General features: G+C 72.8%; 10 protein-coding genes. 3 read left to right on the top strand and 7 right to left on the bottom strand.

Annotation, left to right across the window (positions count from 1 at the left end; all coding sequences use genetic code 11):
- Positions 1 to 32 precede the first annotated feature (32 nt).
- Entirely contained in the window at positions 33 to 695 is a 663-nt protein-coding gene (locus tag ACFO0B_RS09305) for a TetR/AcrR family transcriptional regulator (RefSeq protein ID WP_378611939.1), read from the top strand.
- A complete protein-coding gene (locus ACFO0B_RS09310; protein ID WP_378611941.1) occupies positions 646 to 1,866 on the top strand; it encodes an oxygenase MpaB family protein in 1,221 nt (406 codons plus the stop codon). The genes ACFO0B_RS09305 and ACFO0B_RS09310 overlap by 50 nt, the downstream gene beginning before the upstream one ends.
- A gap of 10 nt (positions 1,867 to 1,876) precedes the next feature.
- Here ACFO0B_RS09310 and ACFO0B_RS09315 read toward each other — a convergent pair whose 3' ends face one another.
- The gene (locus ACFO0B_RS09315; RefSeq protein WP_378611943.1) at positions 1,877 to 5,899 is read right to left on the bottom strand and encodes an outer membrane protein assembly factor BamB family protein; all 4,023 of its coding nucleotides are present in this window, start codon (positions 5,897 to 5,899) and stop codon (positions 1,877 to 1,879) included.
- A 136-nt stretch (positions 5,900 to 6,035) separates the two neighbouring features.
- On the opposite strand from ACFO0B_RS09315, the gene ACFO0B_RS09320 reads away from it, so the two are divergent.
- The gene (locus tag ACFO0B_RS09320; protein ID WP_378611944.1) at positions 6,036 to 6,803 is read left to right on the top strand and encodes an alpha/beta fold hydrolase; all 768 of its coding nucleotides are present in this window, start codon (positions 6,036 to 6,038) and stop codon (positions 6,801 to 6,803) included.
- Between the two features lie 120 nt (positions 6,804 to 6,923).
- On the opposite strand, the gene ACFO0B_RS09325 is transcribed toward ACFO0B_RS09320, so the two are convergent.
- Genes ACFO0B_RS09325 through ACFO0B_RS09350 form a run of 6 tightly spaced genes read right to left on the bottom strand, consistent with a single transcriptional unit; the run spans position 6,924 to position 15,230 of the window.
- Positions 6,924 to 7,925 (bottom strand): LacI family DNA-binding transcriptional regulator, encoded by a 1,002-nt coding sequence (locus tag ACFO0B_RS09325; protein ID WP_378612272.1) that lies wholly within the window; start codon positions 7,923 to 7,925, stop codon positions 6,924 to 6,926.
- 58 nt (positions 7,926 to 7,983) lie between these two features.
- The gene (locus ACFO0B_RS09330) at positions 7,984 to 9,231 is read right to left on the bottom strand and encodes an alpha-hydroxy acid oxidase (RefSeq protein WP_378611945.1); all 1,248 of its coding nucleotides are present in this window, start codon (positions 9,229 to 9,231) and stop codon (positions 7,984 to 7,986) included.
- Complete coding sequence (locus ACFO0B_RS09335) at positions 9,231 to 10,676, bottom strand: rhamnulokinase (RefSeq protein ID WP_378611946.1); 1,446 nt, start codon at positions 10,674 to 10,676, stop codon at positions 9,231 to 9,233. Before ACFO0B_RS09335 ends, ACFO0B_RS09330 begins: the two co-directional genes overlap by 1 nt.
- Positions 10,673 to 12,709 carry a bifunctional aldolase/short-chain dehydrogenase gene (locus tag ACFO0B_RS09340; protein WP_378611947.1) on the bottom strand — a complete coding sequence of 679 codons (2,037 nt, stop codon included), beginning with the start codon at positions 12,707 to 12,709 and terminating at the stop codon, positions 10,673 to 10,675. Before ACFO0B_RS09340 ends, ACFO0B_RS09335 begins: the two co-directional genes overlap by 4 nt.
- A gap of 33 nt (positions 12,710 to 12,742) precedes the next feature.
- A complete protein-coding gene (gene rhaI / locus ACFO0B_RS09345) occupies positions 12,743 to 13,894 on the bottom strand; it encodes an L-rhamnose isomerase (protein ID WP_378611948.1) in 1,152 nt (383 codons plus the stop codon).
- Positions 13,895 to 13,913: 19 nt separating this feature from the next.
- The gene (locus tag ACFO0B_RS09350) at positions 13,914 to 15,230 is read right to left on the bottom strand and encodes an MFS transporter (RefSeq protein ID WP_378611949.1); all 1,317 of its coding nucleotides are present in this window, start codon (positions 15,228 to 15,230) and stop codon (positions 13,914 to 13,916) included.
- Between the last annotated feature and the right edge of the window lie 16 nt (positions 15,231 to 15,246).

A 15,246-nucleotide genomic window follows, 5' to 3' on the forward strand; every position in this document is an offset into this window, starting at 1 on the left:
ACACAATGAAACAGCTTTTGGATACTCGTTACATGCCGGAGCGATACGACAGCGTGGACGAGTCGATCATGGACGCCGCGCTGGACCGGATCCTGCAGGTCGGGATCCGCCGGGCCAGCCTGGAGGACATCGCGCGCCGCGCAGGCATCAACCGGATCACCATCCACCGCCGCTTCGCCGGCAAGGACAATCTGGTCGAGGCGGTACTGGAGCGCGAGACCCGCCGCATGCTCACCGAGGTCACCGCGATCGCCACCACCGCGTCCGGGGTGGAGGCGCAGCTCGAGGAGACGATCCTGCACGTCCTGCTGCAGACCAGGATCCACCGGCTGGTCACCCAGTTGCTCCGGGTCGCGCCGGAGGAGGCGCTCGGCTTCTACACCGTGCAGGGCGAGCGGCTGGTCGCGATCGGCATCGACTACATCGTCGGGATGCTCACGCATGCCCAGGCGGCCGGGCTGGTGGATCGCTACGATCCGCGACCGGTCGCGGAATTGGTTGCGCGCCTGGCCCATTCACTCATGCTGACGCCGGGCGGCGGCAGCGTCGACTTCACCGATCCGGAGCTGGCCCGCGCCTTCGTCCGGCATTCCATCGTGCCGCTCATGAAGCACGGCATCGCCACCACCACCGAGGAAGTCACCGATGACGACGACCGCGCCCATCCCCACCAGGCATCCGGAAAGGCCACGTAAGGCCCCAGGTCTCGGCCCGTTCGCCCTGTTGCTCGGCATCGGGAAACCCGACGCCGAGCGCTGGCGGCAGCTCGGCGAGTCGCTGCTCGTCGGCGACGAGCCGATGGATCGGCTGGTCGACTGGATGTACGCCGAGGGGATGCGCGGCACCCGCCCGCTCTACGAGCAGGCGCTGCGCACCGGGATCGACAGCGTGCCGAACGCCCCTGAGCCACTGCGCGTCTTCTTCGGCGCGGTCGAGGCGACCCCGGACTGGGTCGACCCCGACCTGCTCCGGCGCGGCGAGCGGGTGTTCCGCTCCGGCGGCACCGACGGGCTCTACTTCGCCCGCGACGTCTCCTTCCTCGGCGGCTACCTGGCCTCCGGCTTCAACAAGACGCTGCTGCGCACCGGCGCGCTGGAGAAGGGGCCGGCGCAGCGCTTCGCCGAGACGCTGCAGTGGGCGATGGACGTCTCCACCGAGAACGGCATGGAGCTGTACGGGCAGGGGTACCGCTCCACGCTGCAGGTCCGGCTGATCCACGGGCTGGTGCGCAGGCACGTGGCCGCCATGCCGGACTGGCGCGGCGACGAGTGGGGGCTGCCGATCAACCAGACCGATATGGCGGCGACCCTGGTCGGCGCGCTGCTCGCGCCGTTCGTCGGCGGCATGGTGCTCGGCATCATCCCGAGCCGGGCCGACACCGCGGCGGCGGCGCACCTCACCCGCTACGTCGGCTGGCTCATCGGCGTCAGGGACGAGTGGCTGCCGACCGATTTCCGCGACGGTGTCGGCATCCTCTACCACTGCCTGAGCGCCATCACGAACCCCGACGACACCAGCAGGCAGCTCGCCCTCCCCATGGCCGACGACCCGCTGAACTGGCACTACCCGAACCTGCCCGCGCTCCGCGGCCGGATCGCGCGCTCGCAGCACCTCTCGGTCACCAGCGCCTTCCTCGGACCGAAGGCCATGCGGACGCTCGGCCTGCCCGCCCACCTGCCGTGGTACCCGGCGCTGCGCATCCCGGTGAATCTGGCGCGCAGCGCACTGGGGCGGGTGCTCCCCGGCGGTGCCGAGCGCGCCGCGGTGCAGGGGCGGAGCGAGCAGGAGGACTTCCTGCGGCTGCTCACCGGCGAGACCGAGGCGACCATCGGCGGTGCCGCGCCGCCGCACGCGCGGATCGGCTGAGGGTCCGGCGTCAGCGGTACTGGGTGGTGCCGCGCGAATCCCTGGTGTTGCTGACCAGTTTCGCGAAGCACTCGTCGACGGCGATTCCCTTGTCGTCGCACCAGCGCTTGGCACCGCCGGGGTCGCGGTGCGTGACTCCGGCGAGCGTGACCCACCAGCCGCGCAGGTCGAAGGTGCGCCAGTCGTCGCTGTAGACCAGGCGGACCTCGGGGTAGCGCAGCCGGAGCCGCAGGTGCTGCTCCAGGATCGCGGAGGGGGTCCAGGTGACGACCCGGCCGTCCACGTCCGGTGCGACCAGGCCCTCCTGCTTGGCGGAGAGCTGCGGGACCCAGCGGTCGGCGAGGTCGCGGGTGACCGAGGGGCGGTCGGCGTCGGCCTGGGCGCGGAGGGCGTCCAGTGCGGCTCGGTCGGCGTCGGCGGGTGAAGTGCCGGAGTGTGCGGCCGTGTACGAACCCGCCGCGGCGGTCGCCGGTGGGCGTGTGCTCGCCGGTCCCTGGTTCGTGCCCTGGTCGACGCACTCGACGAGCTGGGTCGAGCCGCCTCGGGCACGAACGGCGCTGGGGTCGGGGCGGTCGCCGATGGAGTTGGGGAGGCGCCAGAAGGTGCCGACCGGGAACTCGAAATCCTGTTGTACCGAGGTGGTTCCGTTGCTCGTGGACGAGGTCGCCGGGAGGTGGAGTGGGGTGGTGGACAGGTCGAATACGCCCGCTGCGATCGGTTGGCCTCGGTCGGTGATAGTGATGCGCAGGGCATCGGAGGCGAGGATGTCTCCGGTGGCGCAGCGGGCGCGCAGTTCCATTCGGACCGTCAGGGTGTCGCCGGTGGTGCGGTACTCGACGGGGGTCAGCTCCGGGAGGCGGCCACAGCGGGTGACGACCTGGTTCGACCCGTCCTCGTCGGCTGGTGTTTCGAGCTCGGTTGCCGGGGGTCCGGTGGGGCCGTAGTAGGTGAGCGCGTCGCCGTCGATCTCGGCGAAGCCGGCTCCGGCGGGGGCGACTCGGCCGCCGCGGGTGCGCATGGTCCAGTCCACTGCGCCGGTCCGCAGGTCGACGGCGTGTACTCGGCTGTCGTAGTCCTGCACGAGGATTCGCTGCCGGTCCGACATCCAGGTCCCGGACTCGATATCGGCCGACCAGAGGCGGGAGCCGGTGCCGAGTTCGAGCGCGCCGAGGCCCGAGCTGCCCACGGTGACGACGATGCCGTCGACGATCTTGCTCCGCGAATCCAGGGTGCCCGACGACCACAGCCTGGTGCCGGTCGTGAAGTCCCAGGCGCCGTCCGCGGCCAGGTATGTCCCGTCGGCTCCGGAGCCGGCCGGGACCGGGACGCCGCCGCCGGGGTGGGTGCGCAGCTGCTTGCCGGTGCGGTCCAGCACGACCGCGGTGGCCGGGCCCGCGGACTTCGCGGTGCAGGTCTGGGCGACCAGACCGTGGCCCGGGTAGACCGCGACGTTCTGCACGTCCGCGGCGATGACCCGGGAACCGTCGGTACGGCGCAGGACGATCGCGCCCGCGTCGCTGCCGAAGTAGACGAAATCGTCGGTGGCGCCGTATAGGTAGCTGTCGCCGGAGCCGGGGCACACCGGGTCCGGCTCCCACTCGGTCGCCCAGTGCGCGGTGAGGTCGTGCACCGTGCCGCTGGTGATCCTCGAGTAGGAGGCGGTGATGATGTCGTCGCCGACGACCTCGAGCCAGGCGAGGTCGTCGGCGGCCGGGGCCGTGTGCTCGATCGATCCGTCCGACAGGCGGAGGAAGACGATCTCCGATCGGTGCTCCGGCTCGAAACCGCCGCTGCGGTAGCACGGGAGGAGTCCACCGGTGGTCCTGGTAGCGCACATGTCGTACCAGCCGGTGGCGGTCCAGCGCGCCGTCCCGGATTCGGTGTCGACCGCGACGAGCACCGGTTCCCGGTCGGTGTTCGGCAGGACGGCCAGGGTGACCAGGGTGTCGCCCAGGTCGAGGAATTCCGGCGTCGATGATCCCATCGGGTCCGGGCGCGGGGACCAGAATTGGGCGCGCGCGAACACCTCCGACGCCGGGAATCGCCAGCCGGCCTGCGGTGCGGCCGGGAAGATGCCGCGGAGCAGCCCTTCCGGCTGCGGTGGGGTGTCCTGGGCGGGGCGGTCCGCCTGCCACCACGCGGTGCCCGCGGCGATGAGCAGGGCGAGCACCGCCACCGCGCAGACAGCGGCGAGGCCGCGTCGGGGGCGCGGCGATGCCGCGGGCTCCTCCGTGCGCGATGCCCCGGTCGGCGGGGGCGGCGGCGCGGCAGGCAGTGGGGACGGCGCGGGCAGTCCGGCCGACGCCGACCGCACAGGCGAGGCGGGGAGCGCGGGTGCGTCCTTGCGCAGTGACACCGTCGGCGCCTGTGGCGCTATGGGTGATGCGGCCGGAGCGAGCGCTTCCTTGCGCAACGACACCGTCGGCACAGGCGGCCGTGTGGGTGAGGTGAGCGCGTCGGCCGATACCGGCAGGGTGGGCGTTGCTGCCTGCGCGGGCAAGGCGGGCGGCGCAGGCGAGGCGGACAGCACCGGCGGAGCGGGCGAGGCGGATTCCTGCGGGGAGACCCCGGGCAGGTCCCGGACGTCGGCTCGCGTACCGCGCGTGAGGTCGGCGTAGACGACCGTCTGCAGGGTCCGGAAGTAGGGGAACCCGGCGGCGAGGACGAGCACGGCGACCGGGAAGACCAACACCTGCACGCCGGGAAGCAGCAGGCCGATGCCGAGCGGGAGAAGCAGTGTCACCAGCGCGACCACCACGATCCCCAACCACACCAGGTGGATCGCGACGACCTGCCCGAGCGCGCTCCGCACCAGCTCCACCGAGCGCCGGAGCGCGGCACCGACCCCGATGTCCTCCAGGGTGAGCACCACCGGCGCCAGGCCGATGACGATGCCGACGGCGAACGACAGCGGAATCGTCAGAACCCAGGCCAGCACCAGCGCCGGGAATCCGCCGACGAGCAGCGCGAGGATCGGCAGCGCGGTGGAGATCGTTAGCGCGAGGGCATAGCACACCGCCTGCAGCCCGCACAGCGCGAGGAGGCGCGGCCGGACCCGCGCGAGCACCCCGTCGAGCCGAACCGGAACCCCGCGCAGCGCCGCGTCGGCGGCGAACACCGTGACGCCGTTGATCGCCGCATCGGCGGGCACCCCGACCACCACGATGGTGAGGAGGTAGCCGAGCAGGAACGAACCGATCAGGAAGGCGAGCCCCGCCGCCGGATCGTCACCGGCGAACTCGGCGCCGCTCGACCCGATCTGCGCGACCTGGGTCGTGACGACGAAGAACAGCATGAACGCGACGATCACCGTCACCACCGTGAACACGACCGACACCCGCCAGCTCCGCCGCGTCACCACGGTCGCCGTCCGGAAGATCTCGCCGAGCCGCAACGCCCGAGCCGGAAGCAGAGGCTCCGCCGCATCGCTCACCAGCGCCGCGCCGATCGTGCGGGCCCAGCGCTGCCCCGGCGCCCCGGCCCCCGGCTCGCGCGGCGGCGCCGGGCCGGACTCGGCCAGTGCCTCCCGAACCGGGCCGGGCCAGCCGGTCCCCCTCGTCCGCGTGAACCACTCCGCGCCGAGGCAGCAGCCCGCGACCAGCAGCCAGAAGACCCCCGCCGACCCGAAGACCGCGAGCAGCACCGCGACCACCGCCGCGGCCCGCGCCACGTGGTACGGCCGCAGCTCGAACCGCCCCACGGAGGCCGGCTCCGAAACGGCGGGCGCAGGGGCGAGCCGCAGAACGGCGAGCAGCGCCCGCACGCGCGGCGGCCACGGCGTCGCGTGCGACCGCGTGTACCGCTCGACCCCGGCGGCGACCAGGGTCAGCACGAGCCACACCGCGGCACGGCCGAATTGGGTTCCGAGATCGCTCGTCGAGGTCGATTCCCCGGTCGTCAGGTCGATCTCGGTCTCGGTGGTGACCCCTTCGATCCCGAAGATGTAGAGCGCGGGCAGCGCGGTGAGCACACCGGCCACCCGCGCCGCCTCCCACGGCTTCAGCTCGTGGATCGGCTGCTGCTCGCTCGACATGACACGCCCCGTCCCTCGCCCCCGGCACCCGACTCCCCCGATGCCGGAACGGTACGGAGCGGTATCGCACGCCGGTATCCGTTGTTCGAGGTACACGGGGTGCGGGGGCACCGAGCGGATGCCGGATGATGGGCGCATGGTGAACATCGAGCTCGGTACCGTGCCCACCTGGTTCGACGTGCACGGGGACGGCGAACCGGCGGTGCTGCTGCACGGCGGCTTCGTCGATTCGCGCACCTTCGCGCCCGCGCTCCCGCTGCTGATCAGCCGGTTCCAGGTGCACCGGATGGACCGGCGGGGGCACGGGCACACCCCGGACGTGCCGGGCCCGCTGAGCTACGCCGCGCTGGCGGCGGATCTGATCGCCTTCCTGGAGCGGGTGGTGGGCGGGCCCGCGCACCTGGTGGGGCACAGCGACGGGGCGAACCTCGCGCTCCGGGTCGCGCTGGACCGGCCGGACCTGGTGCGGAAACTGGTGCTGATCAGCGGCAACTACCACGCCGATGGCATTCTGCCCGGCGTGCTGGACGGCTTCGAGGACGAGTCGGCCATGGCATACCTGGCGACCAAGCACGGCGAGGTCTCGCCGGACGGCGAGGAGCACTTCCCTGAGCTGGCCCGCAAGGTGATCGAGCTGGGCCGCGCCGAGCCGGAGTACACCGCCGAGGACCTGAAGGCCGTCACCGCCCGCACCCTGGTGATGGCGGGTGACGACGACGTCATCGCGGCGGAGCACACGCTCGCGCTGTACCGCGCGATCCCGGATGCCGAGCTCGCCATCGTGCCCGGCACCTCGCACCTGCTGGTGGTGGAGAAGCCGGAGCTGGTGTACGGGCTGGTCGCCGGGTTCCTCGGCACCGACCCGGTGCCGACCCGCCAGCCCATCCGGCGCGCCGGAGGGTAGGAGCCCCGGGCGGAGACCTGGTCGCGGGGCGCCCGCCCGGGGCCGGTTACGACGCCGGGGCCCGCGCGAGCGGACAGGGTTGCCCAGGCGTCACCCTCGGACTTGCTCGGATCGGGGCACTCAAACGGGTTGACGGGCAATCGGTTCGGTGGAGGCGCGTTCGACCAGGGTGGGGCGGAAGCAGACGTGCTCCGGCTCACCGCCGCGCTCCGCCGCGGCGATCAGCAGCTCGACGGCGGAGGAGCCGATCGCGGCGCGCGGCTGCCGGATCGAGGTCAGCGGCACGATGGCGGACTGCGCGAAGTCGATGTCGTCGTAGCCGACGAGGGCGATCTCGGCCGGGACGGCGACGCCGCGCAGGGTGAGCGCCTGCAGGACCCCGATGGCGAGCAGGTCGTTGACGCAGAAGACGGCGTCCGGGCGCTCGGCGGGAGGCAGCTCCGCGAGGCGCTCGCCCACCTGCCTGCCCGCGAGCACGGTGGGCGCGGCGGTGTCCCAGATCGCGAGCTGGACGCCGTGCTCGGCGGCGGCGCGGCGGGCCCCGGTGCGGCGGTCGGCGATCTGGGAGAGGGTGGCCGGGCCGCCGACGACGGCGATCCGGCGGCGTCCGGTCGCGCACAGGTGCCGGACGGCGAGGTCGCCGCCTGCGATGTCGTCCACGGCGACCGAGGAGAACGGGGTGCCGGTGCCGTCCCGGTCGACGAGCACCACCGGGACGCCGCGGCTGCGCAGCGCGGCGATCCGCTCGTCACCGGCACCGGACGGCGAGATCATGAGCCCGAAAACGCGCTGCTCGTCGAAGGTTTCGAGGTACTGCCGCTCGCGCTCGGGGTCGTCGTCGCTGGAGCCGAGCAGGACGACCAGGTCGTGCGCGGCGGCGCGCTCCTGGGCGGCGCGGGCGATGTCGGAGAAGAACGGGTTGCCGATGTCGAGCACCACCAGCCCGACGCAGCGCGAGCGCCCGGCCTTGAGCTGCCTGGCGGCGTCGTTGCGGACGAAGCCGAGCCGGTCGATGGCCTGCTGCACCCGCGCGACGGTGGCGGGTGCGACCTTCTCCGGGGCATTGAGCACATTGGAGACGGTGCCGACCGAGACCGCCGCGGCGGCGGCCACCTCCTTCATGCTCACCACCGGGGCTCGCGCCTCCTCCGTTCCGGTGCGGGCACCGCGCCCGAACTGCTCACCCCCGATCTTGATCGGCCACCGGGCGCGGGGCAAGTCTGGTCAGCTGCGTGACGTGTCGCGGTGTCAGCTCCTCCAGGCCGCGCACCCCGAGCAGCCGCATGGTGCGCTCCACCTGCCCGGCCAGGATCCGCACCGCGCGCTCCACCCCGGCCTCGCCACCCGCCATGAGGCCGTACAGGTAGGCCCGGCCGATCAGGGTGAAGCGGGCGCCGAGCGCGATGGAGGCGACGATGTCGGCGCCGGACATGATGCCGGTGTCCAGGATGATCTCGGTGTCGCGGCCCAGCTCCCGGGAGACCTCGGGCAGCAGGTGGAAGGGGATCGGCGCGCGGTCGAGCTGCCGCCCACCGTGATTGGAGAGGACGAGCCCGTCCACCCCGACGTCGACGACCGCGCGGGCGTCGGCGAGCGTCTGGATGCCCTTCACCACGACCTTGCCCGGCCACTGTTCCCTGATCCAGGCCAGGTCCTCGAAGGTCACGGTGGGGTCGAACATGGAGTCGAGCAACTCGGCGACCGTGCCCGACCAGCGGTCCAGCGAGGCGAAGGCCAGCGGCTCGGTGGTGAGCAAGTCGATCCACCAGCGCGGCCGGGGCAGCGCGTCGAGCACGGTGGCGGGGGTGAGCGCGGGCGGGATGGACATGCCGTTGCGGGTGTCGCGCAGCCGGGCGCCCGCCACCGGGACGTCGACGGTGACCAGCAGGGTGTCGTACCCGGCGGCGGCGGCCCGCTCGACCAGGGCCGTCGAGCGCTCCCGGTCCTTCCACATGTAGAGCTGGAACCAGTTGCGGCCGTGCGGATTCGCCGCGGCGACGTCCTCGATGGCTGCGGTGCCCATGGTGGAGAGGGAGAACGGGATGCCGGAGCGGCCCGCCACCCTGGCCCCGGCGTACTCGCCCTCGGTCTGCATCATCCGGGTGAAGCCGGTCGGCGCGATGCCGAAGGGCAGCGCGACCGGGGCGCCGAGCACGTCCCAGCCGGTGCTGACCTCGGCGACGTCGCGCAGGATCGCCGGGTGGAACTCGATGTCCCGGAAGGCCTGCCGGGCGCGGTCCAGCGAGATCTCGGCCTCGGCGGCGCCGTCGGTGTAGTCGAAGGCGGCGCGCGGCGTGCGGCGCTTGGCGATCCGGCGCAGGTCCTCGATGGTGAGCGCGGCCGCCAGGCGCCGCTCCGCACCGAGCTGCGGCTTCTTGAACCGCATGAGCGGCGCGAGGTCGCGCGGCCTGGGGAGCTGTCGTTTCATCAGCCTGCCTTCCTGACGGATTCGGTGCGCGGCGGGTGGCGGCGCGGCGGGAACGCGGCGGCCACCTCGGCCCGCAGCGCGTCCACATCGCCGTGCAGCAGCCCGTGCGTGCGGGCCTGCACCAGTATGTTGCCGAGCGAGGTCGCCTCGACGGGTCCGGCGAGCACCGGCACCCCGGCGTGCTCGGCGAGCAGGGCGCAGAGCAGCGTGTTCCGCGCGCCCCCGCCGACCAGGTGGATGGTGCGCACCGGGGTGCCGGTGAGCTCGGCGGCGGTGCGGACGCCGGTGGCGAAGGCGGCGGCGAGGCTCTCCACGATGGCGCGCACCATCGCGACCGGGCCGACGGGGACCTCGATGCCGCGCGCGGCGTACCACTCGGCGATCCGGCCGGGCATGTCGCCGGGGGTGCCGAAGACCGGGTCGTCGACGTCGAAGGTGGCGGCGGGTGCGGGCGCCTGGGCGGCGGCGGTGAGCAGGCGGGCCAGGTCGGCGCCGGTGCCGGTGCGCTGCCAGTGCCGGATCGACTCGCTGAGCAGCCACAGCCCCATGACATTGCGCAGGTAGCGGGTGCGGCCGTCCAGCCCGCGCTCGTTGGTGAAGTTGGCGGCCCGGCCCGCCGCCCCGACCAGCGGCGCGGCCAGCTCGACGCCGACCAGCCCCCAGGTGCCGCAGGAGACGTAGGCGGCGGCCTCCGGGGCCATGGGCACCGCGGCGACCGCGGAGGCGGTGTCGTGCGAGGCCACGGTGCTCAGGGTGCAGCCGGGGTCGAGCCCGAACGCGGCCGCCACGGTCGGCAGGACCGGGCCGAGCGGGGTGCCCGGGTCGACCACGTCCGGAAAGAGCGCGGGCAGCCCGAGCCGGGTGCGCAGCTCGATGTCCCAGGCGCCGTCCAGCCCGAGCAGGCCGGTGGTGGAGGCATTGGTCCGCTCGGTGACCCGCGTTCCGGTGAGCCAGTAGCCGAGCAGGTCGGGGACGAGCAGTGCCGCGTCGGCGGCATCCAGTGTGCCCGCGAGCTTGTCGGCCGCGAGCTGGTACACCGTGGTGAACGGCAGGAACTGCAGGCCGTTGCGGCGGTACAGCTCGCCCCGGTCCACGACGGCGTGCACGGCTTCGACGCCCGCGGCGGTGCGGGTGTCGCGGTAGTGGTACGGCAGGTTCATCAGCGCACCGCGGTGCAGCAGGCCGTAATCCACCGCCCAGGAATCGATTCCGGCGCCGAGCAGCCCCGGCTCCAGCCGCGCGGCCGCGGCCAGCCCGCGCCCGACCTCCCGGTACAACCCGGGCAGGTCCCAGTGCAGCGCCGCCCGCTCCCCGTGCCAGAGCGGCAGCGGGTCGTTGCCGAACCGGGCGACCTGCCGCATCTCGATCCGGCCGGGCCCGACCCTGGCCAGCATGACCCGCCCGCTGGTGGCGCCGAGATCGACGGCGGCGACCGCGCCGCTCATCGCAGGAACGCCGCGGCGACCCCGGCGTCGACCGGCACGTGCAGCCCGGTGGTGTGCGAGAAGTCGGCGCCGCAGAGCGCGAACGCGGCATTGGCGATGTGCTCGGGCAGCACCTCGCGCTTGAGCAGGGTGCGCTGCGCGTAGAAGGCGCCGAGCTCGGACTCCTCGACCCCGTAGACGGCGGCGCGCTGCGCGCCCCAGCCGCCTGCGAAGATGCCGGAGCCGCGCACCACCCCGTCCGGGTTGATGCCGTTCACCTTGACCCCGTGCTCGCCCAGCTCGGCCGCGAGCAGCCGGACCTGGTGCGCCTGATCGGCCTTCGCCGCGGAGTAGGCGATGTTGTTCGGCCCGGCGAAGACCGAGTTCTTGGACGAGATGTAGAGGATGTCGCCGCCCAGCCTCTGGTCGATGAGCGCCCGCGCGGCCGCCTTGGACACCAGGAACGAGCCCTTGGCCATGACGTCGTGCTGCAGGTCCCAGTCGGCGGCGCTGGTCTCCAGCAGCGACTTCGAGAGCGAGAGCCCGGCATTGTTGACGACCAGGTCCAGGCCGCCGAAGGCGAGCACCGCGGCGTCCACCGCGGCCTGGACCTGCCCCTCGTCGGTGACGTCGGCGCCGAAGCCGATCGCCACGTCGGCCGAGCCCAGCTCGGCCGCGACCGCGGCGGCCTTCGCCGCGTCCCGATCCGCGACCACCACGCAGGCGCCCTCGGCGGCCAGCCGCCGCGCGATGGCCCTGCCGATCCCCGACGCCGCGCCGGTGACCAGCGCGATCCGGCCCGCCAGCGGCTTCGGCGCAGGCCGCCGCGCCAGCTTGGCCTCCTCCAGCGCCCAGTACTCGATGCGGAACTTCTCCGCCTCGTCGATCGGCTGGTACCGGGAGACCGACTCGGCGCCGCGCATGACATTGATCGCGTTCAGGTAGAACTCGCCCGCCACCCGCGCGGTCTGCTTGTCCGCGCCGTAGCTGAACATGCCGACGCCGGGGATCAGCACGATGGCCGGGTCGGCGCCGCGCAGCGCGGGCGAGTCCGGGGTGGCGTGCCGCTCGTAGTAGGCGCGGTACTCGGCCCGGTACGTTTCGTGCAGCTCGGTGAGCCGCTCCCGGACCCGCTCGAGCGGGGCGTCGGCGGGCATGTCGAGCACGAGCGGCGCGATCTTGGTGCGCAGGAAGTGGTCCGGGCAGCTGGTGCCGAGCGCGGCGAGCCGGGGGTGCTCGGCGCGTGCGAGGAAGTCGAGCACCGGGTCGGTGTCGGTGAAGTGCCCGACCTGGCGGCGGTCGGTGGAGGCGAGGCCGCGCAGGAAGGGCGCCAGCGCGGCCGCCCTGGCCCGGCGCTCGGGCTCCGGCAGCGCCGCGTAGCCGGGCAGCGCGGGGCCGAACGGCTCGGCCTCGGCGTTGGCGGCGAGGAACTCCTCGATGGTCCGGATGATCTCCAGCGAGTGCGCCTCGGCCTCGTCCGAGGTCTCGCCCCACGCGGTGATCCCGTGGCCACCGAGGATGGTGCCGATGGCCTGCGGGTTCGCCCTGCGCAGCTCGGCGATGTCCAGCCCGAGCTGGAAGCCGGGGCGCCGCCACGGCACCCAGACCACCCGGTCGCCGAAGATCTTCTCGGTCAGCTCCGGGCCGTCCACCGCGGTGGCGAGCGCGATGCCGGAGTCCGGGTGCAGGTGGTCGACGTGCGCCGCCTCGACCAACCCGTGCATGGCGGTGTCGATGGAGGGGGCGGCGCCGCCCTTGCCGTGCAGGGTGTAATCGAAGGCGGCGACCATCTCGTCCTCGCGCTCGACGCCCGGGTAGACGCCGGTCAGGGCGCGCAGCCGATCCAGCCGGAGCACCGCGAGCCCCGGCTCGGTGAGCGTGCCGAGGTCGCCGCCGGAGCCCTTGACCCACAGCAGCTCGACGGGCTCCCCGGTGACCGGGTCGGTGCCGGTGCCCTTGGCGGAGGTGTTGCCGCCCGCGTAGTTGGTGTTCTTCGGGTCGGCGCCGAGCCGGTTCGACCTGGCGATCAGTTCCGCGACCGTGGGGTGGGTCATGGCAGGTGGTTCCTCGTTTCGGTGTGGATGTGGTCAGGCGCCCCAGGAGGCGGCGGCCCCGGTGCGCTCGGCGGCGAGCCGCTGCCGCTGCCCGGAGCGGGCGTAGGCGGCCATCGGGTCCTCGGGCAGGCCGCGCTCGGCCCGCCAGGCCGCCAGCAGCGGCCGGACGTCGGTGTAGAAGGCGTCCATGAAGACGGCGTTGGCGCCGAGCACGTCGCCGGACTCCTGCGCGGCGGCGAGCGCGTCGAGGTCGACCAGCGCCGCCCGCGCCGTCATCTCCTGGACGTTGAGCACCGAGCGGAGCTGCCCGGGGATCTTGTCCTCGATGTTGTGGCACTGGTCGAGCATCAGCGCGACCCCGGAGTCCGGCTCCAGCGCGCCGCCGCGCAGCACCTCGAAGAGGATGCGGAACAGCTGGAACGGGTCGGCCGCGCCGACGATCAGGTCGTCGTCGGCGTAGAAGCGCGAGTTGAAGTCGAACGAGCCGAGCTTCCCCAGCCGGAGCAGCTGCGCCACGATGAACTCGATATTGGTGCCCGGCGCGTGGTGGCCGGTGTCCAGGCAGACCACCGCCCGCTCTCCCAGCGCGCTCACCTGGGTGTAGGCGGTCCCCCAGTCCGGCACGTCGGTCATGTACATGGCCGGTTCGAAGAACTTGTACTCCAGCACCATCCGCCTGCCGGCGCCGACGTGCTGGTAGATGGCGGCCAGCGACTCGGCGAGCCGGTCCTGCCTGGCCCTGATGTCGCCCTGGCCGGGGTAGTTGGTGCCGTCGGCGAGCCAGATCTTGAGATCGCGGGAGCCGGTGCGCTCCATGATCTCCAGGCAGTCGAGGTGGTGGTCGATCGCCTTCTGCCGGATCCGCTTGTCGGTGTGGGTCAGGCTGCCGAGCTTGTAGTCGTCGTCCTGGAAGGTGTTGGCGTTCACGGTGCCGAGCCGGACCCCGAGATCGCCGGCGTACCGGCCGAGCTCGGCGTAGTCGTCGACGGCGTCCCACGGGATGTGCAGCGCGACGGCGGGCGCGAGGCCGGTGAGCCGGTGCACGATGGCGGCGTCGGCGATCTTCTCTCGCACAGTGCGCGCGGTACCCGGCGTACCGAACACCTTGAACCGGGTGCCGGAGTTGCCGAACGCCCAGGAGGGCAGCTCGATCGCGAGATTCCGCAGAGCGGTGTCGACGGACATGGTGCTTCCTTTCTCGGGCTCAGGCCACCGGGGTGCGCGGCTCGGCCGCGGCGACCGGGGCGCCGTAGCGCTCGATCTCGATCTCGCGCAGCGTCTTGCCCTGCGTCTTCGGGGCGAAGGCCGCGCCGATCACCAGCGCGACGGTGAGCAGCCCGACCAGCAGCAACCCGACGGCGGTGAGCCCGGTGGCCGCGAGCAGGGTCGGGAAGAAGTAGCTGAGCAGGCCGGTGGCCGAGCGGACCACGAAGAACATGAAGCCCTGCGCGCTGGCCCGGTACGGGGTGGCGAAGAGCTCGCTGGTCCACAGGCTGTAGAAGGCCTGCGCGCCGATGCCGCTGGAGATGCCCCAGAGCACCGCGAAGATCAGCAGCGTCGGCATGCCCGCGTCGGTGAAGAACACCAGCACGCACCAGGCCAGGATGCCGAGCGCGGCGCCGACGACGTAGAGCCTGCGCTGCGAGACCCGGTCCGCGTAGGCCATGAAGCCGAAGTAGGTGGCGGCCACGGTGCAGCCCCAGACCAGCACCTGCAGCAGGTTCTGCTGGACCGCGCTGTGCACGCCCGCGCTGTCGTAGACCCGGGGCATGAAGATCCCCGCCTGGCCGGCGACGGTGTTCCAGAAGCCGTAGATGCCGATCAGCACGAGCAGCGCGGTGATGTTGATCCGCCGGGAGAAGAGCCCGCGCATGCCCTGGCCGCCGGTGGTGGCCTCGGTCGCCGCGCCGCTGCCGGAGCCGGTCTCGTCCTTCCAGATCTGCGATTCGGCGAGCCCCTGCCGGATCCACCAGACCACGGCGGCGACCACGAACAGGTGCAGGAAGATCAGCCGCGAGCCGAGCAGCTCCAGCGGAGCCAGCGCCGCGGCCAGCGCGAAGCCGATCAGCGGGCCGACCGACCAGGCCAGCTGGGCGGTGCCGACGTGCCTGGCGCGCGCGGTGCTCGGCGCCTGCTCGGCGATGTAGGTCCAGGAGGCGGGGACGCCCGCGCCGACCGCGATGCCGGTGATCACGAAGGCCGCCAGCAGCATGCCGAAGTTCACCGCGAAGGCCGCGAGCAGCACGCCCGCCATGTAGACCAGCAGGTCGTAGGTGTAGATGGCCTTGCGGCCGTAGCGGTCGCAGAGCGGCCCGCCGATGCCTGCGCCGATCGCCGCGCCGAAGGCGTTCGCGGAGAGCGCGGCCAGCAGGCCGACGGCGAAGTTGCTGATGCCGAAGGCCTCCTGCCAGAAGGCGAGGCTGGTGGCGATGGCGATGATGGAGCCGGCCTCGATGTAGTTGGACATCGCGACGGAGATGGTCGCCTTCCACCCGGTGGTGGAGCGAGCGCCTACCTTCATGGTGTTCCTCGGGGGT

Origin of the sequence: Nocardia jiangsuensis, from assembly GCF_042650385.1 — a bacterium.
Classification (GTDB): domain Bacteria; phylum Actinomycetota; class Actinomycetes; order Mycobacteriales; family Mycobacteriaceae; genus Nocardia; species Nocardia jiangsuensis.